Source organism: Microbacterium enclense (assembly GCF_001456955.1).
In the GTDB taxonomy this organism is placed as follows: domain Bacteria; phylum Actinomycetota; class Actinomycetes; order Actinomycetales; family Microbacteriaceae; genus Microbacterium; species Microbacterium enclense.
Genome location: NZ_KQ758477.1, coordinates 1 through 17,585 on the forward strand (window position 1 = coordinate 1; position 17,585 = coordinate 17,585).

Here is a 17,585-nt window from a genome sequence, read left to right on the forward strand (position 1 = left end):
TCACCGCTGCGCGCGAGTGCAGCTCGCGCCCCGGAACGGGCACCGGGGAGCGCGAGGGGAACGCCCCTCGCGGGCCGGCGACGCCGGCCCAGTGCTCTCGATGTGGTGCCGGCGGTGTCGGTGGTGGGCGCGAGGATCGGGCGCATGTGGCAACTGGCGCACCGGACACGGGACACGACGACGGCGACGGTGGTTTATAGCGACGCCGCATCTAGTGACGCGGCGATCGCAGAGGTGCGGGCCTCAATGCCGGCGGATCACGTGATCCTCTACGTGCTCGAGGTCGACGGGGCGGGGCGTTAGTCGGGCTTCCCGGTTCTTCGCGTCACTCGGCCGCAGCTGCCGCGCTGCGCCGCGGCGCGCGTCGGGTGACCGTGGTGACGACGGCGGTTGCGCGGGTGAGGTTGGGGCCGATCGCGTCGGCTTCCAGCACACGGCCGGTGCGGCGGTCTTCACCCTCGCCCCATGCGACGGTGCGCTCGTATCCGACGACGATCACCGCGTCACCCTTGTGAAGCGAGGCGAGCACGTGCTCGCCCAGCTCGAACTTCGCTTCCACGAAATGCGTTGTCGGGGCCTCGTGCGGGGTCCATTCCCCCGCGCGGTACTCGCCGGTGTTCTCGATCACTCGCAGCTTGACGATCTGCACGCGCCCCGCCTGCACCGCTTCGGGATCGGCGGCGAGATTGCCGGTGATGGTCCTGGTGCTCATGTGTCGTCTCCTGCTTGTGCGGTTCGTTCTCCCCGTCGACGTCGACGGGATCTGAGGTGCGGCGTCGGCCGCGGTGGCTTCTGGATGTTCGTCGGCGGGCAGTTCAATGCCCCAAGATGCGAGCGCGTCGCGGCGGGTGATTTCTACGGGCGGCTCCGACAGCGATCGCCGCTGTTCGAGCTCGGCGCGCGTGACGTAGTGCCCGGGGATGCGGCGTTCTTCGCCATAGGCGGCGCGGTAGAGCCGGTCGGCGTCGTTCTCCAACCGGTCGACCTCGCCCTGTCGGTCGGTGTAACCGGCGAGGTATCCGGCCCGGTAGTCGTCGCTCATGGTGTCGTGCTCGCTCATGCCGGCCACGGCGTCGGCCACGGCATCGTCGGCCGGCCCCCGCTGCTGCTTGCTCATCGCCTCAATCCTCCCCCTGGTGGTACTGCTGTGCACGGTCGGCGGGGCCGACCCGAAAGCCGGCCCCTCTTCGATCAGCTCGCCGCGGCGGTTTCTGCGGCGGTGTTCTCGGCCGCGGCCGCACGGGCGGCGGCGACCTCGGCGGCGGTGTGGTGCCCCTGCACGTCGGTGTAATCGACCTTGCAAGGCCGGGTGGTGTCGTTCCAGTCGAGCGCAACGGTGACGCTCTTGGGGTTCACGCGGGTGACGACGTGCCAGCCGAAACGGTGCTTGATCATGTCGCCCTTGGCGATCGTCTCGCGGCTGTGGATCGTGACCTGTCCCGCGGCGGCCTGGGCTTCGCGGACGGCGGTCCAGTAGGTGTGTTCGTCTTCGAGCTGCGCACGCTGGGTCGTCAGCCGGTCCAGGTAGGCGCCCGTCGCCGGTGCGGTCGTCTCGATGTACCCGCCTCCGAAGTTGTGCGAGCTGCCCTCGATCTTGCGCGTGTATCCGCGAATGTCGGTCGCGATCCGTTCGATGCGGCGGGCGACCATCTCCGGCGCGTAGCGGGTGTCGGTGGTCTTGGCGGCGACGTCGGCGCGGGCGCGGGCGCGGGTGGCCTCGCGGTCGGCCTCGACGCTGCGGCCCATCGCATTGTGCGCCTTGTCGATCGCGTTGCGGTGGCGGCCTTCGGAGTGGTGCCCGACCTTGATCGGCTCGCCGCCCTCGGGCAGGCGGTCCAGCGCACGGCGCGCGGCCGCGTCGGCGGCGTCTGCGTCGGCCGCGCGTCGGTCGGCCTTCGCCTCGAGCGCGTCGACGCGGGCGGCCTGGCGTTCGATCTTGTCCGCCTCCACCTCGGCGGTCGGCCGGAACGTCTCGTCAGCCTTGATCGTGACCTCATGGCCGGCCTCGCGCAGCGCTGCCGCGGCGCGGTTGATGTTCCACCACTTGGGCAGGCGATCGCGGGACTGCGGGACGTACCAGGCGCCGATGGATCGGCCCCACCGCCAGCCGTTCGCCTTCAAGATTTCGGCGGTGCCGTCGCCCCGGCTAGTGCCCTCGATGATCGTTCCGGCCTCGGGGGTGTGGGTGATGGTGAGCATGTCGTGTCTTCTTCCCGGGTCTGGGTCAGTCGTTGGCGAGGTAGTCGGCGCGCGTCTCGCTGCGGTCGTGCAGCGGGTAGGCGGCGGGGTACACGTCGAGCGCTCGCGCGACCGCGACCGGCACGACGACGTAGGCGCCGGATGCCATGTAGCCCATGCGATCCGCGGCCACGCGCTCCGCGGGCTCGAAGTGCTGCAAGGTCATGCCGATGGTTTCCCGGGTGACCAGGCGCACAGCGGGGGTCTGCTCGGTCACCGGGTCGTTCCCACCGGCGCCGATGATGACCACCTGACGGGCGGTGCGGCTGATGCCCTCCTCCCCCGGTCCGTGGTTCACGCTCACGATGACTTCGGTACGTGTGCCGCGCTGCTCGCCCATGTGTCTCTCCCTCTGACCGATCGTTTTTCTTTGCCTCTCCGGCGAGTGAAAACCAATTGAGTGGAGGCGGCGGAGTGACGCCGATCCGGGCGAAATAAGCCCGCAGGGCGCGTCCGGATCGGTGGCACGCAGCCGATGGAGCGAAATAGGTTGAAACCGCGGAGAGGTGAAGAAAACAGGGAATCCGGGCCGCGCAGCGGCTCCGCCGGCGGTGCTCCGTCACCGCTGCGCGCGAGTGCAGCTCGCTCCCCGGAACGGGCACCGGGGAGCGCGAGGGGAACGCCCCTCGCGGGCCGGCGACGCCGGCCCAGTGCCCCGCGCAACGACTTGCACGCTTAGAACACATGTTCGATACTTGCGGGATGCGTGACGACGGTCCTCGCTGGCATCCCCAGCTCATCGCGCGCGAGGGGCCTCCCACGCACTGGGTGATGCTCGACGCGCGAGATGCGGAAGCCGGAACGATCGACCTGCGTCGAACCGACGACGGTCCTCGTTACCGCGTCGAGTATCGCGGCGACCTGCTCGGCTGGGCGACGACGCTCAAGACTGCTACTGAGCGGCTGCATCGAGCGATCATTTCCGCCGGGGTTCCCAGCGGGGGGATCAACGGATCGTGACCGCTGGCGAGGCCTGAGGGCCGCTCATGGTGCAAGTGTGGTCGCCCATGTCGCAGCTGCAACGTTCCCCTGAGCCGGGGGTTTGGTACGTCTTCGACAACAGCAAACGAATCGCGATCGTGCGCGTGGTCGAGGTGCACGGGCGCAAGCTGCTGCGCTCGGTGACATTCGATCACGACCCCGCGCAGCGACAGCTCATCGGCTACTTCCCGGAGGACGCGATGCGTCTCGCGGTGGAGGTCACCTGGTCGGAGTATGTGAGGCACACGGGGCCGTCGACGTCCAACCGGAAGTAGGTCCCTACTCCCCCATTGGTCGACCGACCGGGATCACGCCAGGTCCTACAGCGGGGAACGGCTGGCCGCCGTTGTACTTCTGTTCCAGTCGCTCCACCTTCTCCATGATCGCCTCCTGCGCGAACTTCGACAGGGTGGTGAATCCCTCGTGAGGGATGGTCGCGACCATAGCTCCGCGCATGCGAGCTGAATCGTCTTCGTCCTGGTAGATCGTGAGCTTCTTCGGCTTCGCCTTGGCCGCACGCTGTTCCGGCTTCTCCGCGGCGCGCTGCGGCGCCGTGGGGGCCTGCGAGGACTGAGGGGGCACTACAGGGGCCGGCGCCGCCGCGGCGGCCTCCTGGCGGGCGTCGGCGGTAGCGGGCTGGTCGAACGGGCTCGAGGAAGCGAGGGCGGAGGGCCTGCGTGCAGGGCGAGTCATGAGTGTGCTCCTTCGATGACGGTCAGGTGCTCGGCGTAGATCCCGCCGAGTGCGGTCGCTTCGGCGCTCCCCCACTGATCGAGGCCGCGTGCGGCCTCGGTGGCGTCTGCGATCACGACGCGCTTTGGAACGGGGCGCCCGATCACGCGCAGTCCCCTGGTTTGGGCGAAGGCGTTCAGCTCATCGAGCCAACCCGCGCCACCCACGGTGCGCTCTTCGTGCTGGTTGACGATGATCCCGGCGACACTGAGCGCGGAGTTCGTGTACTCCTTCACGCTCGCGATGGTGTCGAGAAGCTGTGCGAGGCCGTCGAGGCTCCACTTCTTCGAGTGGGTGACGATGACGGCGCTGTCGGCGGCGCTGAGCGCGTTGATCGTGAGCTGATCGAGCGAGGGGGCGGAGTCGATCAGGATGAGGTCGTAGTCCTCGCGCACTTGGGCGAGGGCTTCGCGTAGGCGCACCTCCCGGCCCACCCCCGCGACGACAAGCTCGTCTCGGACGCTGCCAAGGGCGCGTCCCGAGGTCGGCACGACGTCGAGCCCTTCCCAGATTCCCGGGACGATGACGTCGCGCATGGTGTCGGGCGATCGCACACTGAGAGCGTCGGCAAGTCCGGCTTCATCGGCGCCGACCGGTTCGGCGGTGATGTCGCTCGTGAGGTTGCCCTGGGGGTCGTTGTCGATCACCAGGACGCGGCGGCCTGCGAGGACTGCGGCGCGAGCGAGCTGGAAGGTCGTCGTGGTCTTGCCCACGCCGCCCTTCTGGTTGCAGAGGGCGAGGATGCGAGCGGTCATGAAAATACCTCCGTTAATGGGAATAACTCTAATACGGGCGTTAGGGGTGTGCAATGGATTCCGCGGGGCGCTGTTCCCCGCGGGGGGCCGGGCGAACGTCGCCCGGCCCCGTTCGATTAGACGGTAATAGAGTTATTACCGGTTGAATGCGCGAGGCACTTCAAGCCGCCTCCCGTCCATCTGCGACGGGTACAGCACGTACTCCACGAGTCCTCCGGGCGTGGGGTTCTCGAGCCGCACGCCGTGAACCGGCGAGCCGGGTTCGATCGGCCCCAACTCGCTCTGCACGACGCGCGGCGGGTTGCACGGGCGACCGTCCCAGCTCAAGATGCGGTCCCCCGCTCGCAGGTCGGCCAGGCGCGTGATGGTGAGGGTTTCGGTCGACATGGGTTCTCCTAAATGACTCTGTAAACGGGAATAACGGCATCAGGGGTTAGGTTCGGGATGCACCTCCTCGCAACAGGTGCGCCACAGCTTCGGCGCGAGTCCAGCGGGCATCCGCGGCGGCGCGGTCCTCGTCGGAGTAGTCGCCGTGTGCCGCCTGATACTCAAAGTCCTCGCGGCCACGTCGCGCCATGCGCAGCAGCTCGTCTATGCCCTCGACCAACTCGGCGGAGACGGGAACCATGCGCCCTTTCCGTCGACCACGAGATTCAGCGGCTCGCTCATCCCGGCGACTTGCATCGCGTATCCATCACCCTCGCGCTCGCGCTCGACGTAGGCGGTGAAGATGGTCGCGCTCTCGTCGTTGTCGAAATCGACTCGGCCGTAGCTGTCGGGGTCTTCTCCGAGGGGCCAGAGTTGCGGCTCCAACCGGTCGCCGGTGTCGTAGGGGGTCAGGCGGTGAGTGCTCATGGTGTCCTCCGGATCGGTATTACCTGTGTTGACGGGAATAGAGTTATTTACGCATAGCTCACGCGGCCGCGAAAAGCGCCGCCACACGGTCGATGTGGTCGGGGCGGAGATCGCACCAGTGGTCTTCATCGTCGACGACGACGACGGGAGCCATGCTGTAGCCCAGCTCGGCGGTCACGTACTCGTACGCGGCGGGGTTCTTCGTGATGTCCACTTCGTCAAACGGGATGCCCTTGCCCTTGAGCATCATCTTCGTCACCGAGCACTTTCCGCAGCTCGGACCGGTCGTGTAGACGGTCAGCTTGTCCATTTCGTGATCCTCCCATCCCCCTCGTTTTTTGCCGTGAAGGCGAATTTATTCGCCGCTAGGGAGGGCGGCCGGAGCGCTAGTGACCGTGGAATACCGGACTGAGCGCAGCGAGGGAGGATATGCCGCGAAAGCACTAGCGCGCAGGTTGGCCGACCGTACGCTGCCGAAGGCTTCACGGCAAAAGAACGGGCCGAAGGCCCTCGCAGTCGGCCGGCTCCGTCCGGCCGTCGATTAGCCGGCGGCGGCTCCGTCCGCCGCCGGCCGCGGTGGTCGTTTCTCATCCTGCGGGCCAAGGGAACAGCGCCGGGGCGTTCTCGGGCCAGCGGGCGACCTGGGGGAGCCCCGCCGCCTCGCGGGCTGCACACAGCTGCTCGAACGCTGCCGCACGCTCGACGTGCCAGGCGTCGGCCTCGTGCCCGGACGGGCGGCGGCATCGGCTCGATGTCGACGCGCAGCGGGGGCACGCGGCCTCGGCCGCGCACGGCTCAACGGTGAAGTGTTCGCGGGCGCAGCTCGCACAGTAGGCCAGGCGCAGCGGCTCGCCGTGGGTGTCGATCATCTGCGATCGCGCGGCCACGTACTCGCCTACGGTGCGCGGGCGCGGCATGGGCTGACGGACGTCTGACACGAGTTGGCTCCTTCGGAGAATGACGGCATTACCGGTGCGGCCCCTCGCGGGGCCGCACGCTCTCACCGGAAATAGAGTTATTACCGTCAGGCGGCGGCGGTGGTGGTGGCTTCGGCCTCGGGCTGCTCGGTGAGGGCATCGGCCAGGGCGTGCGCTGCGCGCAGCACGTTGGCTGCGGTGGCCTTGATCGTTTCGGCGTCGCACCTGCTCCACCCGGCGACGTATCCGACGCTGTAGGCGCTGGTGTCGAGTCCGAGAATCCCTGCGACGACGTAGGCGACGCTCTCGGCTTCCGTCTCTTTGGTGCCCCGGTGCTCGACGTATTCGGCGTGATTTTCCTCGGCGTGCAGCAGAACGTGGGCGGCCTCGTGAAGGGCCGTCTTCGCGCTCTGGGCGGGGGAGAGGTCGGAATCCAGCACCACGCGGCGGGCCTCGGGGTCGGTATATCCCTGCGTGGCGCCGGGGATGCTTTCGCGCTCGACGGTCCAGCCCTTGCCGGTGAGGTAGTCCGTCACCGCGTCGAGAATCCCGGCCGGGTCCTCGCCCGTGAGGGGGCGCGCGATGTCGGCGGGGTCGCCCGCCTCGGGGTCGATGAGGTCGGTCTGTCCCATGTCGAACACGGACACCGGAAAGAACATCGTGCGGCGCTGCTCTTCCTCCTGGCCTGTGGTGGGGTTCTCGACCGTCTCGCGCACGTCGCGGCCGCCGTAGATGCGGATGCCGCGTTCACCCTTGCGCACCTGGCGGTTGAGCTTCTGCCACGTCCGGTAACCGGCGACGTGGGATGCCTCGGGGCACTGTCCGAAGATCAACAACAGATTGTTGATGCTGTAGCGGTGGAACGCTTTGGTGAAGTCGAGGAACCGCGCCCACGCCTCGGAATCGCGCAGCGCTTCGACCTGCTCCGCGATCTGCGCTTGCAGCCCCTCGGCCTCGGCGCGACGCTGCTCGGCGGTCTTGGTGCTCTTGACGGTGCGTGCCATGTTCGGAACCTTTCGTGCCGGTAATAGAGTTGTTTCCTGCTCATCCCCCTCACGTTTTTTGCCGTGAAGGCGGTTTCCCGCCTTAGCAACCGGAGGGCGCAGTGCAACCCGAAGGGCGGGGGAGGAGAGAGTTTCGGCGCGAAATAAGGGAGCGTAGCGACCGCGTGCCGAAAGTCTCGGGGGAGCCGGTGGCGCAGCCACTTGAACGAAGCCCGGAGGTAGCTACGACCGGAGCGCAGCGGAGGGAGCCGCCGAAGGCTTCACGGCAAAAGAACGGGCCGAAGGCCCTCGCAGCCGGTCGGCTTCGTCCGACCGTCCGCTACCGGAGGCGGCTCCGTCCGCCGCCGGCTCCCGCGGAGGTTACACGACCCCAATAGAGTTATTACCGGTATAACCGGCCTAGCGATTCGGCGGGCTCAGCGTGAAAGCAGGGCTACGGCTCGGCGCACGAAGCGGTGGCGGAATGCGCGGGCCAGGTTGGTGTCGCCGTTGCAGAACCGAAAGAAGTAGCTGGCACCGACACGGGAGCGAGCCGTGAAGAACTGCACCAGCGCGGAACGCTTCTCGAAGAACCGCAGGAACGCCGACCCGGCGCTGATTTCCGGTTCGAGCTCGCGCGTGATCTGCGCCGAGTAGCCGGTTAGCGCCGCGTCGTCGCCGCCGATGAACGCCGCGGCCGCGGCGCCCGCCCAGGTGCCCGATCGGAGAGCGAAGCTGATGCCTTCGCGCGTCCACGGCTCGAGCAGGCCGGCCGTCTCGCCGGCCACGATGACGTGTCCGCGGACGGACGGCGTGCCGACCCGCCGCCATTGGGTGAGGTGTCCGCTGTCGTGCAGCGGGGGAGTGTTCGCCATACCGAGGCGGGAGAGCCACTGATCCAGGTACTCGCGGGTGTGCGGAGCATTGCCCTTGGCCTCGATGACGCCGACCGTGAGGGAGTCCTTCTTCGGGAACACCCATGCGTAGGTGCCGGGTCGCGGACCCCAGTCGAGCAGGGCGGTAGTGCGCCATTGCTCGCCGGCGGGCATCGGGATCTCTGCCTCCAGGCCGAGGTCGGCCTGTTCGATTTCGACGCCGACGTATCGCCCGATCCGGCCACCGGAGCCGTCCGCCCCAACGACGACCTGGGCGGTGAACGTCTCTTTGTCCGTGGTGAGGGTCACGATGCCGTCGTTCTCGCTGACGGCGCGGACGTTCACGCCGTCGCGGAACTCGGCGCCGGCAGCCTTGGCGGCGTCGACGTTCTGCTGGTCGAACGTCTCCCGCTGCACCATTGCCAGGGAGGCGTTCGGGCCGAAGCGGCGGGTGATGCGGCCCATGTTGCGGGAGAACCCCACGGCGTTGATGCGGCGATCGACGTCGTAGGTGACTCCGGGCGCGAGGTAGTTGCGAGAGGTGCCGATGAGGCCGCCGCCGCACGTCTTGTAGCGAGGGAACCGGGCCTTATCCAGCAGAAGGACACGAGCGCCGTTCTCGGCGGCGACGCGGGCGGCGGTGGCTCCTGCCGGCCCTGCACCCACGACAACGACGTCCCAGCGGTTGTCGGAGGTCTCCTGTGTCATGGGGAAAAAGTCTATGACGGCGCGCCTCGACGGGCCTCGCCGCGGCGCGGCGGGGCGCTGGACACGGCGGACGCTCGGGCCGAAAACACCGCACGTTGCGAACTTTCCCAGGCTTCTGGCAGACCGGCCCGATCGCCTAGGCATGACTATAAAATCTTCGAGTTGCTGGCCGGGGGGCGCAGCAATGGACACGGAGCGAGGAAGGTCAGATGAAGCACCGCGAGCGGAGAGCGGCAGCACTGCAACTCGTGAAGGATCGAGGCATCCCCGACACTCTCAGCTTCGCGGAGCTGGTGAAGCTGGTCGAGGGATACCGGGGCACGACGATCAAATTCAAGCAGGACCCGCGGCTGAATGGGCAGCGCGTGTGTGGTGCGTGGACCGGCGATCCGGTCAACCGGATCGACACCATTCACGTCCCCGCTGACGCGAAGATCGAAATGCAGCTGTTCATTGGCGCACACGAACTCGGACACATGCTGGACGAGGAAGTGGGCCGTGAAACACGGCTGGGTGATGACCCCCGCGTCAAGGAATTTCTGGCATCCGTGCTCAACCCCGATCGGATGATCCCCTACGCCTTCCAGGGCATCGACGACCTCAGCAATGAGCGCGAAGCGCGCGCCGAGGCGATCGGTGACCTGCTCGTTCTGCGCGTCCTCCGCGGACGCCGGCAGAGCACCACGCGCGATTTCAAGTTTGAGCAAGTGTTCGCGGGATGATGACCTTTCTCGACGCAGTGGCGGCGGTGTTGCGGTGGCTGGTCGAGAGCCCTGTAGATGCCATCACCATCGTTGTGGCGACGGTGGCCTCTGTGTCGGTACTGCGCAAGAAGATGCGGGAGCGGCGTTCTATGCTGCCCTCCGGCGTCCTGTTGTGGTCGGCCGCGTGCATCCTGCAAATCCACGTCGTCTACGACTTCATCGACCCCCTGCTGGGCGGCTCGAACGTCACGAACTTGCTCTATCGGATTCTCGTCACCGCGGCGCTGGGATGCCTCGAAGTCATGGTGATTCGCGCCACCAAAGGCCGCGGCACGCCCTGGGAAGCCCTCGTCGCCGCCGTCGTCGTCGCGATGATCGCGCTGCAAACCCTGATCTTCGCTGTCAACTCATGGCCGGTCACCGACACGTATCTCTCGGAAGACGGCGGAGAAATTGGCCGCGAGCTGTTCTGGAACGTGATGCCGCTGTGCATCGGCGTGTTTTCGGTGCACGTGATCCTCACCGTGGGTGCTGAGTGGCGCGCCCATTCGGTCCGCGCGACGCGGTGGGGACTGGCGCTGATCGGTTTCGCCGCCGCCCTCGACCTGCTGTGGCTGGTGGAGAACTTGGCGACGAGCACGTACCGCGTTCTCGCGGATAGCAGGTTTTTCCTGGGCCCGAATGGCGATGTCGTCGGGGCACTGCTGGTCGGTACGATGATCGCCTGTACAGGGCTAGGAGTAGCCGTCGGCTCGGCGGAAAGACTCGTAGACCACCTGTGGATGCGTCTGCTGCTGATTCGGGCGACTCCAACGTGGCACCGCGTCATCAAGTCAGCACCCGAGCTGACGTTGACGGGTAGTACGGGTTTGGCGAGTTCGCTTCTCACCCTGGAAGTCGAGCACGTCCTTTATCGAAGGTGGAAAGAAATGCTGGACTGCGAAAGAGCGGGAAAGTTCACCCCCACTGACGCTGAGCGCGGCCTTCTCGAGGAAATCGGACGCACCCTCAGCGGGTCCCCCGCAGAGACGCCCGACCGTGAGCACGCCGGCCTCAGCGGCCTCCTGACGGCTGGACGAGCATCATGAGCGATACCGACTGGTACTCCCCGGAGCAGAAGCACGAGCGCGCCGAGCTGGCGCGCAAGCTGAACCTGCTCATGGATGTCATCGTTGCCGACGACGGCAAGCCGACGAGCTACCGCGCCCTCGCGACCTTCCTGGAAGCGCGCGGCATCAAGCTCAGCCGCGCCCGCTGGACCTACATGACGAGCGGCAACCGCTACGTCGTCAACGACCGCAAGCTGCTGACCGGCATCGCCGAGTTCTTCGAGGTCGACCCGAGCTACCTTCTCGGCTCCAACAACGACGAGATTCCCGCCAAGGTCGAGGCCGCGTTGCAGTTCGTTCGTGCCGAGCGGCTGGGCGCCGTCCGCTTGTTCGCAGCTCGCAAGCTCGGAGAGGTGTCGCCGGAGACGCTGGCAAAGCTCACCGCGATCTTGGACGAGGCCGCCGAAGAAACCGACCCGAAACCGACCGCCGACTAGTACCGAATAACTCCTAGGCATGCCTAGCTAGCCATGCCTAGAACTGTTACGCTCGCTCCCGTAGGGCAATAGCGGGGGACCTTCCCGCGCTGTGTCCACAGCGATGGGAGCGGCATCCGATGGTCCGACTGGGCACAAGTTCGCGGGGGACGGCGGGGGCCGTCCTTGCGATCGCATCGGTGCTGGCGTTGACCAGCTGCGCGGCAACGCCGGCGCCCGTCGACGCGGCCGACAGGGGCGCGGCCGTGTCGACGGAGGCCCCGACCCCCGTCGAGTCCGCCACGCCGGAGAGCGACCACGATGAGTCGATTCCGCACGACCATGACGTCGAGGTGGACCCGAACGCCGACGCCGACGTGACGGAGCTCGCGACTCGTGCGGTGACGTTGTTCTGCCGTCCCTCGCTCGCCTACGCGACATGGATCGCAGAGCTGTACCCGGTGCTGTCGCAGTCGGCGGCGGTCGCTTACGAAACCGTCGACCCGGCGAACGTGCCGTGCACGAGCGTCACCGATGCCGCCCGGATTCGCGACATGGACGGCGCCTACACGGCCCGCGTGCTCGTCCCCACGGATGCCGGCGACTACTCGGTGTACGTGCACCGCCCCCTCGACACCGCCCCGTGGGCCGTCGAACAGATCACCCCCCTGGCATCGGAGTAACCGGTGGCGAAGGGGGGAGCGGGCGTGCTGGCAGCGGTCATGGTGCCGGTGCTGGCGATCGCAATGCTGCTGTGGGTGCTGTTCTTCGGCGGCTCGGCCGCCGCGGCGTGCCTGCCGGGCGGGGGACCGGTGAACATTGCCGCGATCCCCGCGGATGCCAAGGTCGGTGCGTACGGTCACGACCAGCTCGTGAACGCCGCTGCGATCGTCAACGCGGGCGCTGCGAAGGGCCTCGGCTCGGACGGCCAGACCCTCGGCGTACAGACGGCGATCGGGGAGTCCTCCCTGGTGAACATCGACTACGGCGACAACGCGGTCAACCCGGACGGGTCGATCGCTGACTCGATCGGTCTGTTCCAGCAGCAGTCCAGCTGGGGCACCGTCGAAGAGCGCATGAACCCGACGACCTCGGCGGGCTTCTTCTACGACCGTCTCGTGAAGGTCGAGGGGTGGCAGGCGATGGAGCCCTCCATCGCGATCAACAAGGTGCAGCGCAACTCCGACCCCAACCACTACACGAAGTACCGCGGCGACGCGGTGGCGATCATGGCGTACTTCGCCACCCTCGGCGATGGCTCGGCTACGCCCGGCGCGACGACGCCGGCGTCGACGTCGACGGCGACGCCGGCCCTCGTCGCCGCGGGGTGCGCCGCTATCTCCGGCGACTCCCAGGCGCTCGCTCAAGGCCTCGTGAAAGCGATGGAAGAGGGTCGGCTGACCTTCCTCGAGGACCGCTACGCACAGCAGGTCCGCGACGTCGCCGCGGGCACCGCCTCGGCGGACTGTGGGATCGACCTCCGCATCCTCCAGATCATGACGGTGGCGCTGAACACGTTCGACAAGGTGGGCGTCTCCGACATCAACCGCAAGTGCACCGGCGAAACCGGATACGGGGCGGGCACCGCCTCATCGCACTACATCGACGGCGGCGGCCACGCGGTCGACTTCTACTCCTTCAACGGCACCGCCACCACCGGCTGCGACGCGAACGCACTCAAGCTGCTCGGCGTCCTGGACCCGCAGGTGCCGAACGGCACGCGCGCCGGCCAGATCCAGTGCCGCTCCGTCACGTACGTGAACATCAGCGGGTTCTACGACCCCGCGACCCACCTGCACATCGACATGGGCTTCACCGACGCCCCTCTCACAACCACCGGATAACCGGACCCTTTCGGCGCCGCACCGGGCGGCGACGAGAACCCCGCACCACCAACACGAAACGGAGAACAACCCATGTCTGCACTTTTCGCAGCAAGCGACCTGATCACCGCCGCCGCACCCGCTGTGCTCGCCGGCGTCGTGCCCGACCCGGGCTCGGGCTCCATGCCTCCCGGGTTCGAGGCGTTCACCACCGTCATGGGCTGGGCCAAGTGGGTCGGCCTCGGCGTCGCCGTGGTCGGTCTGATCATCCTCGGCGTCACCATGACCGTCTCCGCCCGCCGCGGTGAGGGCGGCGAAATCGGCGGCTGGCTCGGCCGTCTGCTCGTCGGCGTGATCATCGTGTCGGCGGCGTTCACGATCGTCGGCTTCTTGATGGGCGCGTAGCGTCCCGGAGGAAAGCCACCGATCAACGAAAGGCACGACGTCATGAGCGACACAGAATCCCGCAACCCCTTCACCAGCAAAGGTTTCATCTTCGGAGCGATCATCTTCGGAGTCCTCGTGCTGGCGGCGATTCTGCTCGCTGTCACGTCCCTCGGCGGTGGTGGCGGGCAGAGCGCGCCCGCCACCACCGCAACGCCGAGCACGGCCGCAACGGCGGATGCCGTCAGGGGTGACGCGGAGAGCGTCTGCGGCCTCCCCGGCTACGACGAGAGCGGCACCCTCAGCACCGCTCCCACGACGAACTGGACCATTGTCGGCACAATGGCCGCTCCCTCGGCGGACGCGACCGGCCCGGGCGTGATCGAAGACGACGGGCTGCGCAGCTGCTACGCCCACACGGTCGAAGGCGCGCTCTTCGCCGTGGCGAACCTGTGGGCGATGGGCACGGACGGCCGCCTGGTCTCGGCTGTGCTCGAGCGACAGACGGTACCCGGAGCCGGTCGTGACGCCGCTATCGCCGCGGCGGTCCCGCAGAGCAACACCGGCGGCAGCGTGCAGATCGTGGGCTTCCGCGTGAGTTCCTACACCGCGGCCGAAGCCACGATCGACATCGCTTTCCGCACGAACACCAACCAGCTTCTTAGCTTCCCCGCTCCCGTGCAGTGGGTCGACGGCGACTGGAAATCGGTCCTCACCGACGCCGGTCAGCCCCCGTTCCGTCCGTCAGCGCTCACCAGCCTTGGCGGCTATATCCCTTGGGCAGGTACCGAATGAATCCACCCGCAGCCGAGCCATGCGCCGTGTGGGACGTCGTTTGCTGGTCATCCGCCGGCATTGGCGACATCGTCTCTCAGGCCTCGAACGACGCCCTACAGCAGTTCGTGAACAACATCTTGGAGGGATACGGCAAAGCCATCGTCTCCCTCGGCACCCTCTGGGTGAACGTCCCCTCCCCGGTGACCGTGGTCGACCGGGGAGGCGGCGTTAACGGCGGAGGTACCCCGCCGCTGCCGGGCGCTTTCGAGACGATCCTTGGCTACGTGACCTGGGTCGCTGCGGGCCTCGCCGTCATGTCGCTCATCATCGCCGGCGTCATGATGAGCGTCCGTCGCCGCCACGGCGACGGCGAGGCGCACATGGGACGCATCGGCGTCATCATCTTCGCCGTCTTCCTGCTCTCTGCAGCCTCCGCACTGGTCACCGGGTTCCTCCCGTTGGCGATGCACCTCAACGAGTCCTCGAGCGTGGTCGGCTGGGTGCAAGGTCAGCTCGAGTGGTACGCCGGCGGCCTCGCAATCCTCTCGATCCTCGTCGCCGCCGGCCGCATGGTGTGGACCCAGCGCGCCGGTGAGCTGCGCACCCTCGCCCGCTCCGTGCTGACGCTGATCGCTGTCGCCGGGGCCGGGCTCGTCGTCATCCGCCTCGCCACGCAAGCGGGTGATGCCTTCTCCATCTGGATTCTCAACAACTCCACCAACTGCGACGTCACCAACGGTGAGAGCAACTGCTTCGGCACGAACGTCTTCGCGATGATCAACCTCACCGCGACCTCGCCCATCGGCCTCATCGGCCTGTTCTTCCTCGGCATGCTCGCGGTGCTGATGACCTACGTGCAGATCGCTCTGATGATCTTCCGCGGCGCGATGCTCGTTGTCCTCGCCGGCATCTTCCCGATCGCCGCGGCCGCGACGAACACCGAAATCGGACAGCAGTGGTTCAAGAAGGCGATGGCGTGGACGCTCGCTTTCATCCTCTACAAGCCCGCCGCCGCGATCGTCTACGCGATCGCGTTCCGCATGACCGGAACCGACCTGTTCAAATCGGACGGCACCGGGCTTTTCCAGATCGTCACGGGCCTCGCGCTGATGCTGATTGCCCTTGTGGCACTGCCTGCGCTGATGCGCTTCCTCGTCCCGGCCGTCTCCTCGGTCGGCGGCGGCGGGGGAGGCGCTGGCCTGCTCCTGGGTGGCGCCGCTATCGGGGGCGCTGGCGAGATTGCGAGCGGTGCAATCCGTTCGCGTGGCGGCGCGGACGGCGGCGGCTCCGGCGGTGGAGGCGGCGGCTTCGGCTCCGCACCGAGCGGCAGCAACGCCGCTGCGGGCGGCAGGGGCGCAGCAGCCGCGACGCCTGCGGCGCCCGTCCCCGTGGGGGCGGGAGTCGGCGCTGGCGCAGCCTCGGGCGGCGCCGCGGCCGGGGGAGGCGCAGCAGCGGGCGGAGGCGCAGCAGCCGCCGGCGCCGGGCCGGTCGGGGTGGGCCTCATGGTCGCCACCAAGGCCGCTGAGGGCGCGAAGAACGCAGCAGGCGCGGTCAAGGCCGCCACGGATGACGCGACGGGAAGCGGGAACTGATGACCACCACAACGCCTACGCGCAGCGCTGAGGCGCCGCGCACATACGGCAACTGGCGCCGCCCGCAGACCGCGGGACTCGGCGGCCTCGGGCAGCTCGCCACCGGCGTGCTGTTCGTCGGCATCCTCTCCTCAATCATCGCGTCGATGTTCTCCGGCCTCGGCGCCGCGCTCGTCACCGCGGGGATCTTCGGCGGGATCTTGCTGACGGTTTCGGTGAAAGACAAGCACGGGCAGAGCGCCCTCGGAAGGACGGTGAATCGCGTGAACTGGATGCGCACGAAGGCCAAGGGAGCGAACGTTTACCGCTCTGGTCCTACGGGACGAGCGAAGTGGGGGACCTTCCAACTCCCGGGCCTTGCTGCGGCGTCGCAGCTGACCGAGCACGAGGACTCGCACGGCCGCAAGTTCGCGCTCGTGCACGTCCCGTCGACCAAGCACTACACCGTCGTGATCGCCACCGAGCCGGACGGCGCCGCGCTGGTCGACCAGGAACAGGTCAACAACCAGGTCGCGGAGTACGGCATTTGGCTCGCCAATCTCGGGGACGAGCCCGGCATCGAGGCCGCCTCCGTGACCGTCGAGACGGCGCCCGATACCGGCACGCGCCTGCGCTCGGAGGTGGAAGGGTCGATGGACCCTGACGCGCCGGAGTTTGCGCGAGCGATGCTGTCGGAAGTGGTGGAGAGCTACCCGGTCGGATCGGCCACGATCCGCGCGTACATCGCAGTGACGTTCTCGTCGCTGTCTCGCATCGGCGGGAAGCGCCGTAACGCGAAAGAGGTCGCCGCTGACCTCGCCGCGCGTCTGCCGGGGCTGACGTCCAGCCTGGCGGCGACCGGCGCGGGAGCTGCACGCCCGCTGGGTGCGCAGGAGCTGTGCGAAGTCGTGCGGATCGCTTACGACCCCGCTGCGGCCGTCCTGATTGACGAGGCGCGCGCCGCCGGTGACGTGCCGGAGCTGTCCTGGACGGACGTCGGCCCCGCCGCGGCGGAGGGTCGATGGGACTCGTACCGTCACGACGGTGCGGTGTCGACGTCGTGGACCATGACGTCGCCGCCGCGTGGAGTCGTGCAGTCGGGCATCCTGGCTCGCCTGCTCGCCCCGCACCGTGACGTCGCCCGCAAGCGCGTCACGCTGCTCTACCGTCCGATCGACCCGGCTCGCGCTGCGGCGATCGTGGAGGCGGACCTGAACGCCGCGCAGTTCAACAGCTCGGCGTCGACCAAGCCCACCGCCCGCTCAACGCTCTCCACCCGCTCCGCTCAAGCGACGGCGGCTGAAGAGGCATCCGGCGCGGGCCTGCTCAACTTCGGTCTGATCGTCACCGCGACCACGACCGATGCCGCGCACGAGGCGGACGCCCGCGCGGCGATCGACTCGCTCACCGCCGCGGCGCGTCTGCGCGTGCGGCCGGCCTTCGGATCGCAAGACACCGTTTTCGCTGCGGGTCTTCCGCTGGGGCTCGTGCTCCCGCGGCACCTGCGCCTGCCTACCGAAGTGAGGGAGTCCCTGTGAGCATGCTCACCCGTCTGTTCTCGTCCAACAGTGACGACGACCTCGAGCCCGAAGAGGACGCCCTGCCTGACGGTGCGGCCACCGCGGCGCACGGCCACACCGCGGGGGAGGAGCTGTCAGCTGACGGGCTGCCTACCGGTGCGGTGTCGTCCGCGACGCCGGCCACGCTCGACTCGGAGGCGCCTTCGCGGCGAGCTGGGCGTGCGCAGAGCGACGTGC

General features: G+C 67.9%; 22 protein-coding genes. 11 read left to right on the top strand and 11 right to left on the bottom strand.

Annotated elements, in window-relative coordinates:
* Positions 1-325 precede the first annotated feature (325 nt).
* The 3 genes from AS029_RS16090 to AS029_RS16100 all read right to left on the bottom strand — a co-directional run bounded on the left by AS029_RS16090 (position 326) and on the right by AS029_RS16100 (position 2,578).
* Positions 326-1,117: a single-stranded DNA-binding protein gene (locus AS029_RS16090; RefSeq protein WP_058233614.1), complete on the bottom strand. Its 792-nt coding sequence runs from the start codon at positions 1,115-1,117 to the stop codon at positions 326-328.
* A 74-nt stretch (positions 1,118-1,191) separates the two neighbouring features.
* Entirely contained in the window at positions 1,192-2,199 is a 1,008-nt protein-coding gene (locus AS029_RS16095) for a DUF3560 domain-containing protein (RefSeq protein WP_058233615.1), read from the bottom strand.
* Between the two features lie 25 nt (positions 2,200-2,224).
* Positions 2,225-2,578 (bottom strand): hypothetical protein, encoded by a 354-nt coding sequence (locus tag AS029_RS16100; RefSeq protein WP_058233616.1) that lies wholly within the window; start codon positions 2,576-2,578, stop codon positions 2,225-2,227.
* Between the two features lie 362 nt (positions 2,579-2,940).
* Here AS029_RS16100 and AS029_RS16105 point away from each other — a divergent pair, with 362 nt between their 5' ends.
* Both AS029_RS16105 and AS029_RS16110 read left to right on the top strand, forming a co-directional pair.
* Positions 2,941-3,198 (top strand): hypothetical protein, encoded by a 258-nt coding sequence (locus AS029_RS16105; RefSeq protein WP_058233617.1) that lies wholly within the window; start codon positions 2,941-2,943, stop codon positions 3,196-3,198.
* Positions 3,199-3,245: 47 nt separating this feature from the next.
* Complete coding sequence (locus AS029_RS16110; protein ID WP_139168166.1) at positions 3,246-3,494, top strand: hypothetical protein; 249 nt, start codon at positions 3,246-3,248, stop codon at positions 3,492-3,494.
* 4 nt (positions 3,495-3,498) lie between these two features.
* On the opposite strand, the gene AS029_RS16115 is transcribed toward AS029_RS16110, so the two are convergent.
* The 8 genes from AS029_RS16115 to AS029_RS16150 all read right to left on the bottom strand — a co-directional run bounded on the left by AS029_RS16115 (position 3,499) and on the right by AS029_RS16150 (position 9,044).
* A complete protein-coding gene (locus tag AS029_RS16115; protein ID WP_058233619.1) occupies positions 3,499-3,912 on the bottom strand; it encodes a ParB family protein in 414 nt (137 codons plus the stop codon).
* The gene (locus tag AS029_RS16120) at positions 3,909-4,706 is read right to left on the bottom strand and encodes a ParA family protein (protein ID WP_058233620.1); all 798 of its coding nucleotides are present in this window, start codon (positions 4,704-4,706) and stop codon (positions 3,909-3,911) included. Before AS029_RS16120 ends, AS029_RS16115 begins: the two co-directional genes overlap by 4 nt.
* Before the next feature lie 135 nt (positions 4,707-4,841).
* Complete coding sequence (locus tag AS029_RS16125; RefSeq protein WP_058233621.1) at positions 4,842-5,093, bottom strand: hypothetical protein; 252 nt, start codon at positions 5,091-5,093, stop codon at positions 4,842-4,844.
* A 204-nt stretch (positions 5,094-5,297) separates the two neighbouring features.
* Positions 5,298-5,561 (bottom strand): hypothetical protein, encoded by a 264-nt coding sequence (locus AS029_RS16130; RefSeq protein ID WP_058233622.1) that lies wholly within the window; start codon positions 5,559-5,561, stop codon positions 5,298-5,300.
* Between the two features lie 58 nt (positions 5,562-5,619).
* Positions 5,620-5,871 carry a glutaredoxin family protein gene (locus AS029_RS16135; RefSeq protein WP_058233623.1) on the bottom strand — a complete coding sequence of 84 codons (252 nt, stop codon included), beginning with the start codon at positions 5,869-5,871 and terminating at the stop codon, positions 5,620-5,622.
* Between the two features lie 277 nt (positions 5,872-6,148).
* Positions 6,149-6,499: a hypothetical protein gene (locus AS029_RS16140; protein WP_058233624.1), complete on the bottom strand. Its 351-nt coding sequence runs from the start codon at positions 6,497-6,499 to the stop codon at positions 6,149-6,151.
* Between the two features lie 86 nt (positions 6,500-6,585).
* Positions 6,586-7,482 carry an ArdC-like ssDNA-binding domain-containing protein gene (locus tag AS029_RS16145; RefSeq protein ID WP_058233625.1) on the bottom strand — a complete coding sequence of 299 codons (897 nt, stop codon included), beginning with the start codon at positions 7,480-7,482 and terminating at the stop codon, positions 6,586-6,588.
* 416 nt (positions 7,483-7,898) lie between these two features.
* A complete protein-coding gene (locus AS029_RS16150; protein ID WP_058233626.1) occupies positions 7,899-9,044 on the bottom strand; it encodes a geranylgeranyl reductase family protein in 1,146 nt (381 codons plus the stop codon).
* Between the two features lie 209 nt (positions 9,045-9,253).
* Between AS029_RS16150 and AS029_RS16155 the strand changes: the two genes are divergently transcribed.
* The 9 genes from AS029_RS16155 (at position 9,254) to AS029_RS16195 (ending at position 17,366) form a co-directional block, all read left to right on the top strand.
* On the top strand, positions 9,254-9,766 hold the full coding sequence (locus tag AS029_RS16155) for a hypothetical protein (RefSeq protein ID WP_058233627.1): 513 nt from the start codon (positions 9,254-9,256) through the stop codon (positions 9,764-9,766).
* Positions 9,763-10,836, top strand: coding sequence for a hypothetical protein (locus AS029_RS16160; protein WP_058233628.1), 1,074 nt, complete (start codon positions 9,763-9,765; stop codon positions 10,834-10,836). Before AS029_RS16155 ends, AS029_RS16160 begins: the two co-directional genes overlap by 4 nt.
* On the top strand, positions 10,833-11,294 hold the full coding sequence (locus AS029_RS16165) for a hypothetical protein (RefSeq protein ID WP_058233629.1): 462 nt from the start codon (positions 10,833-10,835) through the stop codon (positions 11,292-11,294). Before AS029_RS16160 ends, AS029_RS16165 begins: the two co-directional genes overlap by 4 nt.
* Positions 11,295-11,539: 245 nt before the next feature.
* Complete coding sequence (locus AS029_RS16170) at positions 11,540-11,956, top strand: hypothetical protein (RefSeq protein ID WP_058233630.1); 417 nt, start codon at positions 11,540-11,542, stop codon at positions 11,954-11,956.
* A 3-nt stretch (positions 11,957-11,959) separates the two neighbouring features.
* Positions 11,960-13,117, top strand: a complete 1,158-nt coding sequence (locus AS029_RS16175; RefSeq protein WP_058233631.1) for a hypothetical protein — start codon at positions 11,960-11,962, stop codon at positions 13,115-13,117.
* Between the two features lie 72 nt (positions 13,118-13,189).
* Entirely contained in the window at positions 13,190-13,501 is a 312-nt protein-coding gene (locus AS029_RS16180) for a hypothetical protein (RefSeq protein WP_217630085.1), read from the top strand.
* A gap of 42 nt (positions 13,502-13,543) precedes the next feature.
* The gene (locus AS029_RS16185; protein WP_058233632.1) at positions 13,544-14,275 is read left to right on the top strand and encodes a DUF8175 domain-containg protein; all 732 of its coding nucleotides are present in this window, start codon (positions 13,544-13,546) and stop codon (positions 14,273-14,275) included.
* 107 nt (positions 14,276-14,382) lie between these two features.
* Positions 14,383-15,849, top strand: coding sequence for a TrbL/VirB6 family protein (locus AS029_RS16190; RefSeq protein WP_139168167.1), 1,467 nt, complete (start codon positions 14,383-14,385; stop codon positions 15,847-15,849).
* A complete protein-coding gene (locus tag AS029_RS16195) occupies positions 15,849-17,366 on the top strand; it encodes an SCO6880 family protein (protein WP_175456676.1) in 1,518 nt (505 codons plus the stop codon). Before AS029_RS16190 ends, AS029_RS16195 begins: the two co-directional genes overlap by 1 nt.
* Positions 17,367-17,585: the final 219 nt, after the last annotated feature.